Raw genomic sequence first — 6,803 nt, 5'->3', positions numbered from 1 at the left:
GATAGGATTAAAAACGAAGGAAGCATTGTATTCGGCGGAAAGAATTCCTCCTGTCGCATAATTTAGTAGCGTATTTTCTTAGAGAACAAAAAAGCTTTCCGCTTATTTGTTAGCGGAAAGCTTTCGAATTGAAACGTTTTAGGAAATATAATTTAATTGGGCTCAATCGATATTATGTTTTTCTTTTAGATTCCAGATACTTTGTAAGTTCGTCTCGGAAAGAATATTTTTTAGTTCCCATCAGATAACGAAAGGCGCTAATCATGACGTCGGGTCGAGGAGGATCTCCCGCTATAAAAAGGTCGGGCTCCTTTGGAAGTTTGCCTCTTTTGAAAAGGCCGCCGGAGACGGCTTCTGTTCCGCAAGCGATGAGCGCTTTTGTTTCCGGCATGGTATCCCAGGCTATTTGAAGCGGTTTTTCCATGTTAATTCCGACAGGCCCCGCATAGACGAGAGCGTCTGCATGCTTAGGAGAAGCAACGACTCTCACCATACTTGCTTCACTATCAAATACCGCGTTAAAGCTCGCGTTGATTTCCGCTTCGGTCGAATTGTTTCCGCTGGCAGCGACCTCCCTATATTGAAATCCGGTGTTTTGGGTAATTTTCCTGAATTCCTTGGCGTTTTCTGAGATCGTTTCGGAGTATTCGGCGGGAATTCCATCTATATAAGAAACAACTAATGCTTTCCGATCGACCGAATAGACATGGATGAATCCGGAGTCTTCTATCTTGCCGTCGGGACAAGCTTCGGCGCAGAGTCCGCATTGTAAACAGGCTCCGTAATCGAAGACGATTTCCTTTGCGGATTTAATCTCGACCGCTTTAGTAGGGCAAACCTTTTCGCAAGCTTTGCAATCCAAGCAGGAAGTCCCTTTTTTGAAATTAGGAACTGGAATCCCTCGCGCATTCGGATTGGTCGGCAGGACTTTCTTAAAGTCCATATTCTTTGCCGGTTTGAAAATATTAAGAACTTCGTACAGTAGTTTCATAAATCGACACCCACATAACTGAGGTTGAAGGATTTGTTATTCAGGGGAAAATCTCCGATATTCTCGCCTCTTACGGCCAGCTCCAACGCGTGCCAATTCAACACGGATGGATCTCGCACATAAGCGTCCAGAATCGAACCGGAAGAATCCAGGTTGACTGCGACCAAAACGGGACCTCTCCACCCTTCGGCAGAACCGAAATAGAGACCCGATTTCGGCTTGGAACTTTTTGCTTTAGCCAGCGCAGCGGCAGCTTTCGGGAATTCGATTAACAACGGAATCGCTTTTTCCAACCACTCTCCGCTATTCTTCAACTCTTCATAACGAAGATAGAATCTGGACCATGCGTCTCCCCTCATCTGCCCCGCGTCTAACGTAAGATTCAAAGGCTCCGGCGTAATCGAATAAGAAGAATCGTGTAACCGAAGATCTCTGGATAGTCCGGTACACTTTTCGACCATGCCCACAAATCCGAGATTCTTAATCTGTTTTTGGTGAATGATACCGCAAGCTTGTAGCCTTTCTCGATTGGTGGATTTTTCGGAGGCTCTCTCGAAATGAGCGGCCACATCGGCGGTAACGTTTGCGATTCGCTTGGATAGGTCCGCTAAGAACTCGGGCGTGATTTGCTTTTTCAAACGGACTTTTCCGGGAGAAAGAGCTCCCCGCCCGAACCGATTTCCGGTGAGAGCTTCCATCACGCCTAGAGGAACTCCCCTTTGCATCGAACAGACGCCTTGCAACGGATAATAACCGACATCCCCTGCAATCGCGCCCAAGTCTCCGATATGGATCGCGATTCTCTCGATTTCCAAGAGAACAGCTCTTGCGAAATTAATTTCCGCGGAAACCTGTATACCATGAGCTTCTTCAAACGCTTTACTAAACGCGATATCGTAAGCGATCGTGGAGTCGCCGGAGATCGCTTCGGCATACGGTGAGATCGAATCCTTGTCCAGACCTTTCATCATTTCGGTGAGTCCCCGCTTCTGAAATCCTAGACGGATATCTAAGTTATGAATTTCTTCCCCTTCTACGATGAACCTAAAATGTCCCGGCTCGATGACTCCAGCGTGAATGGGTCCTACTGCATGGCTATAAAAGGAAGCAGGAACGGGGACATTAATGCCGCGATAAACTAGATCCTTGATTCCAGCCTTGGTAACGAACCTTTCCAAAAGAAGTTTTCTTTCCTGCGAAAGATATTTCTCGAAATCGATGGAGGAATAATCTTCCGCTCCCTGATCGGTTCCTAGACTATGTCGAAGAATCCAAATCGGATTTGCCGCATCTTCAAGAATGCTTTTCTCGTTCGCTTTCGGTAGAACTTCGTGCTCTATTCCGTGATTGGTCAGCCAAAAGCGATGCGTTTGCTTGGTTTCTTTACTCTGAAAGATTCCGGTAACAGTCCTCATAAAACCCCCTGGACTAATAAGAAGAACCCCCAACACCCGGTGCCGAGTAGAAGGAGAAGGAGGAAAAATCCGTTCGTCATTCGGATACGCAAGATCGTCGAATTCTCTTTTTGGAACGGTCGCCCTTTTAGGTTTAATAAAGGCGCGATTTTATACAGCATAACTCCGAAGAAAACCAGACCTAAGATAGGGACTAGAATGACTAACCCTTTCCCCCCTATTTGTCCTGCTTTGATCAGAATGATATCGTTCACAAAGACCGGAGACCCCGGCATCACAAACGCCAAAAATAAGGCCAGGATAAAGAGAGATAACGCAGGTTTGTTAATCGAATCGGATTGTAGAATCTTACCCAATTCCCTTTTGCCTGCATCCATCCTGACTATCCCCATACTGATGAATAGAAGGGACTTAACGACTAAGTTTGAAGCCATGACGAAGTAAAATACAACATCGCTCAAATCCATCCAGAGAATGACCGCAAGTGCGCCGGTATGAAAGAGAGCTACTTTTGCGGAGATTCTACGAATATCGTTCCTATCGTATACGGCAAAGATGCTGATTAATATCGTAACGATCCCTAAGACCAATAATCCGTCCGCACCGCTGAACGTGTGAGGAAAGAGTTGGTGGTCCATATGCACGAAAGGTCGCAGTGCAAAGCAAACCGAAACCGGTATGAATGCGGAAAGAAGGGAGGAAACTTGTGTCGGGCTTTCTCCGTAAGTGTCTTCGATCCAAACGTGATTCGGGAATAGACCTAACTTAGCGGTGTATCCGAAGATGGCCAACCAGAGACCTATTTCCACCCATATGATTTCAGGATGATCGGCAACGTTCGCCGCAAGGACCTCCACCGGTTGGTTGATTACGTGGAAAGCTGCAAGAATCAAAACGATTCCGAGAAAAGCGATACCTAAACCGAACGAGTTGATCAGTAGAAATTTCCAAGCGATAGGAAAGGACTTCGAAGTTCTACTGGATGAGATGAGTAGAGAACCTACGAATGTCGTAGCCTCGATAAGAACCCATTGAAGCGTGGTGTCTCTCTCTCCCCAAGCCGCGAAATTCAAGCCCGCGCATAAGATGAGTAGTACCGACCAAAACGGTAGATCGGATTGATTGCGAGTGGGTGCGAGAACATAGGTTAAGAAAATCAGTATGAATACCGCAAACCCGATCCCGTATAAGATTTCTAAACTCATGCGGATGTTTCCTCCTTTCCTTTCTCGCTATTAATGCGTAAGGCGGCGCCGGCCCCGATAATCAGAACGGCATCGATGAAGGATCCGAACTCGCTACCGATCGGAACTCCCGATTTTAAGATTAACGTAAGTAAGAAAGTTCCGTTTTCAAAAATGCTGAAGCAGGCAAACACTCCGAACCAATTCCGTCTCACTACGAATCCTACGATACCCACATAGATGAGTAATAAAACGAATAAGAACGCATACTGATGACTCTTTCCGAAAAAATTGGCGATCATTCCCATAAAAGTATAACTGATCGCCGCTCCTGCGAACAAAAGAGCTAACGTAGGCAGATACCCTACCTTAGGATAAGTGGATTCCGCGGAGTTTGTTCTTCTCGCAGTCCAATACAGAATCGCAGGCGTTAATAATCCTTTAAAAACCACGACCATCAACGCAAGAAAAACCGAATGAAAAGTATCCCCGCCCTCTTCCTGATACAATGGAATTAATAACAAAAATCCCTGGACACCGATTAGTATTACGAGTCGCTTTAGACGATTTTCCAGGAGTGCGACCACTCCCGTTAAGAGAATAATAAGATAACTAAAATCTGTCGCCATGGTTTATCCTAGCTTGAGCAATATGCCCAAGATCAACATGAAGATGAAGTTCAATCCCAAAAGCTCCGGGATCCAAACCCACTTTCTACGAGTACTATTCGATTCCCAATAACCGATCAGGGCGGATAGAAACAAAGCTCCACCGGTCGCGGTAAGTTCCCGAATCAACGGACTCGAAATCAGGTTCAGGAAAATTTCTATATGTTCCAAACCGAGCTTCGTAAGAAGAAGAAGTAAAGATGCCGTCTTAAGCTGGTGAGCCAATTCGAAAAGAGCTCTCGTTCTTCCGGAAGCTTCCAAGAGCATCGCTTCGTGCACCATGGTAAGTTCCAAGTGAGTGCGAGGATCATCGAAGGGAGGTTTTGCAAGGTCCGATAGTACGATTAATAACGCCCCTAAGAAGAATAAAATTCCAAAGGAGAGATTTGCGAAATTCGCCTGGAAAACCAAGTTTGATTCGAAAACGACCAAAACCAGAATGAGAATGGGTTCCGCCAAGACGTATAAAAGAGTTTCTCTCGCGGCTCCCATTCCTCCGAACGAAGTTCCGTTTTCGACCGCGTAAGAAACCGTCGCAAATCGAATCATCCCGATTAAAAACGGAACTAGTAAGAGGGACGCCCATTCGAACGTGATGAGAGACCAAAGCGCCACTCCGAAAGTAAAGGCGAATATCGCGGCGCTTTCCGTAAAGAAGCCCGAGAACGGTCCGTCGATCGGATATTTGCGAATCATTCGAATTGTATCGTATAAGATCTGTAAGACGGGAGCTCCTCTCCTTCCTTGTCCATAAGCGCGGATTTTCTGAACGATTCCTCCGCAAAGAAATGGAAGTAGGAGAAAGGAGATAACGCGGATTAATGTATCCATTGAGAAATAATTTGCTTCCATATATCCCCCTCGGCCAATCGGACCGCGACGATCACGACCAATATGACCAGTACTGTTAACGACGAATAAGTTAAGTTGATCGAAATGGACTCGTCGTCCGCCCCGACAATCTTCGCCTTCGCCGAACCTAAAAGCTTGATGATTATCCGAATAAACCCTTTGTCGAAAAGAGAAGTCCCTTCCTTATCGACGAAATATCTTCCTAAGGGAGTCATGAGAGGATCCGATACAGCTGTGGGACCGATGGCAACTTCGGCGCCTCCGAACTGCCCGCCGCAATCCCAAAGTTTTCTTTGTTTGATTTTATGTCTGAAACCTAAAACTCCGACTGAAAGCAATAAGACCAATCCGACTATATCCAATATTCCCAAGCCCTTAAACCATTCCGCCTCCAGCCAATCGACCTTGATCGCTGCGTAATTGACGAGAGCTAAAATCAGAATCGGCGCTATGAAAATAAGTCCACCGATGAGTCCGAGAGAAATCGTTACCGGTAAATTTCGACCGTGATCTTCGAAGTTTCTTCTGGGTCTGGATAACGTAAGTCCCAAGAATAATCTCAAGTGAGCTGCGGCTCCTAATGCAAGTCCCGTACTGACTAAAATCAAAAGAGGAAGCACTAAAAGAGCGCTCGTCCCCGGAACCGCGACCACTGCGGATAATAATTTGATAAACGTAGCTTCGGATAGAAAGCCCGTCGTTCCCGGAATCGCAAGAAAGCTCAAAGTTCCGATTGCCGCAAGAAAGGTCGGTATATTACTTACCCTTCCGACACCGGTGCTTTGATCCACTCCGGAGGCTCCCGATAATTTCGAAAGGTATCCGAAATAAAGGAATTGAAACGTCTTGCTGATACTATGATGCACTAGAGAAATCAAAAACAGAACTCCGAATGCCTTGCTCAGTAATCTTAACCCTTCGATCTCGCTCGATTGCCAATAGCCCGCAAGAAGGATACTCAACCATAAAAGATTCATATTCTCAACGGTGCTATAGGCGATGGACTTTTTGATTTCTTTGGTGAAGAGTGCGGTCATTCCGGCCCATAAGACTCCGATAGCCGCTAACGGAATCAGAATGGTCGCGTAGAAAGTTCCCGGAAGAAGCGGCAGCGCAAACTTGGCAAACAAAATAAGAGGAAGATTAACTAACAATCCGGAATATGCCGCCGAAGCATGAGCAGGAGCTCCAGAGTGAGCTTCCGGTAACCAAAAATGAACTCCGAAAAAAGCCGACTTAATTAGAAGTCCTGCAATTAGAAAGAAAAGCCCGATAGCCGGATCGGAGGCAAAGATCCAGAACGTGAAACAAAAAGCTCCGATTCCGCCCGCCGAAACTAAAGCCACAAAACTTCTTATCGAAGAGTCCGTCCACCTTCCTCCTAAATACAGGAGAAACGCGCTGACCGTGGATAATTCCCAGAAAAGAATCAGCCAAAGACTTTTCCCTACCAGGTAACAAAGTCCGGTGCTCAAGAAAAAAACCGCATAGCCCAGCAGAACCAACGGTTTCTTTTCCTTTTCATAACCGCTTACGTAAAGAGATATCGGTATTCCCAACGCAGCCTGGAGCGTAAGCCCGATCAAGATCGAACTATCGGCTCCTAAAAAATCCACTCCTAACACCCTCCCTATTAGAAAGGGTACTAAAAGGGATGCTGCAACTGCAAGATAAGCAAGTATCGTCATATCGC

At 46.1% G+C, this 6,803-nt stretch carries 7 protein-coding genes (1 of these 7 cut by a window edge); 1 reads left to right on the top strand and 6 read right to left on the bottom strand.

Translation table 11 applies throughout. The features are described from left to right. Positions 1-61 carry the final stretch of a hypothetical protein gene (locus tag LEP1GSC058_RS02310; RefSeq protein WP_051133750.1) on the top strand. Its footprint begins 1,391 nt before the window's first position, so the window shows 61 of its 1,452 coding nt (coding positions 1,392-1,452); the start codon falls outside the window, past its left edge; it ends in the stop codon at positions 59-61. Between the two features lie 111 nt (positions 62-172). On the opposite strand, the gene LEP1GSC058_RS02305 is transcribed toward LEP1GSC058_RS02310, so the two are convergent. From LEP1GSC058_RS02305 to LEP1GSC058_RS02280, 6 genes are read right to left on the bottom strand one after another with little or no spacing between them, the layout of a single operon-like run. Next, the gene (locus LEP1GSC058_RS02305) at positions 173-991 is read right to left on the bottom strand and encodes an NADH-quinone oxidoreductase subunit B family protein (protein ID WP_016548058.1); all 819 of its coding nucleotides are present in this window, start codon (positions 989-991) and stop codon (positions 173-175) included. Beyond that, entirely contained in the window at positions 988-2,406 is a 1,419-nt protein-coding gene (locus LEP1GSC058_RS02300; protein ID WP_039947926.1) for a hydrogenase large subunit, read from the bottom strand. The genes LEP1GSC058_RS02305 and LEP1GSC058_RS02300 overlap by 4 nt, the downstream gene beginning before the upstream one ends. Beyond that, the gene (locus tag LEP1GSC058_RS02295; protein WP_016548239.1) at positions 2,403-3,611 is read right to left on the bottom strand and encodes a proton-conducting transporter transmembrane domain-containing protein; all 1,209 of its coding nucleotides are present in this window, start codon (positions 3,609-3,611) and stop codon (positions 2,403-2,405) included. Before LEP1GSC058_RS02295 ends, LEP1GSC058_RS02300 begins: the two co-directional genes overlap by 4 nt. Beyond that, positions 3,608-4,219, bottom strand: a complete 612-nt coding sequence (locus LEP1GSC058_RS02290) for a hypothetical protein (protein WP_016547808.1) — start codon at positions 4,217-4,219, stop codon at positions 3,608-3,610. Before LEP1GSC058_RS02290 ends, LEP1GSC058_RS02295 begins: the two co-directional genes overlap by 4 nt. 3 nt (positions 4,220-4,222) lie before the next feature. Continuing rightward, positions 4,223-5,110, bottom strand: a complete 888-nt coding sequence (locus LEP1GSC058_RS02285) for an NADH-quinone oxidoreductase subunit H (RefSeq protein ID WP_039947925.1) — start codon at positions 5,108-5,110, stop codon at positions 4,223-4,225. After that, the gene (locus LEP1GSC058_RS02280; RefSeq protein WP_016547815.1) at positions 5,077-6,798 is read right to left on the bottom strand and encodes a proton-conducting transporter transmembrane domain-containing protein; all 1,722 of its coding nucleotides are present in this window, start codon (positions 6,796-6,798) and stop codon (positions 5,077-5,079) included. The genes LEP1GSC058_RS02285 and LEP1GSC058_RS02280 overlap by 34 nt, the downstream gene beginning before the upstream one ends. Positions 6,799-6,803: the final 5 nt, after the last annotated feature.

The organism is Leptospira fainei serovar Hurstbridge str. BUT 6 (assembly GCF_000306235.2).
Taxonomy (GTDB): domain Bacteria; phylum Spirochaetota; class Leptospiria; order Leptospirales; family Leptospiraceae; genus Leptospira_B; species Leptospira_B fainei.
This window is presented reverse-complemented; position numbering and strand designations above follow the sequence as displayed.

What these genes read in the sequence shown, in the direction of transcription:
- LEP1GSC058_RS02285 (WP_039947925.1), bottom strand. Translation starts at nt 5,110, where the DNA reads ATGGAAGCAAATTATTTCTCAATGGATACATTAATCCGCGTTATCTCC.
- LEP1GSC058_RS02305 (WP_016548058.1), bottom strand. Translation starts at nt 991, where the DNA reads ATGAAACTACTGTACGAAGTTCTTAATATTTTCAAACCGGCAAAGAAT.
- LEP1GSC058_RS02290 (WP_016547808.1), bottom strand. Translation starts at nt 4,219, where the DNA reads ATGGCGACAGATTTTAGTTATCTTATTATTCTCTTAACGGGAGTGGTC.
- LEP1GSC058_RS02295 (WP_016548239.1), bottom strand. Translation starts at nt 3,611, where the DNA reads ATGAGTTTAGAAATCTTATACGGGATCGGGTTTGCGGTATTCATACTG.
- LEP1GSC058_RS02300 (WP_039947926.1), bottom strand. Translation starts at nt 2,406, where the DNA reads ATGAGGACTGTTACCGGAATCTTTCAGAGTAAAGAAACCAAGCAAACG.
- LEP1GSC058_RS02280 (WP_016547815.1), bottom strand. Translation starts at nt 6,798, where the DNA reads ATGACGATACTTGCTTATCTTGCAGTTGCAGCATCCCTTTTAGTACCC.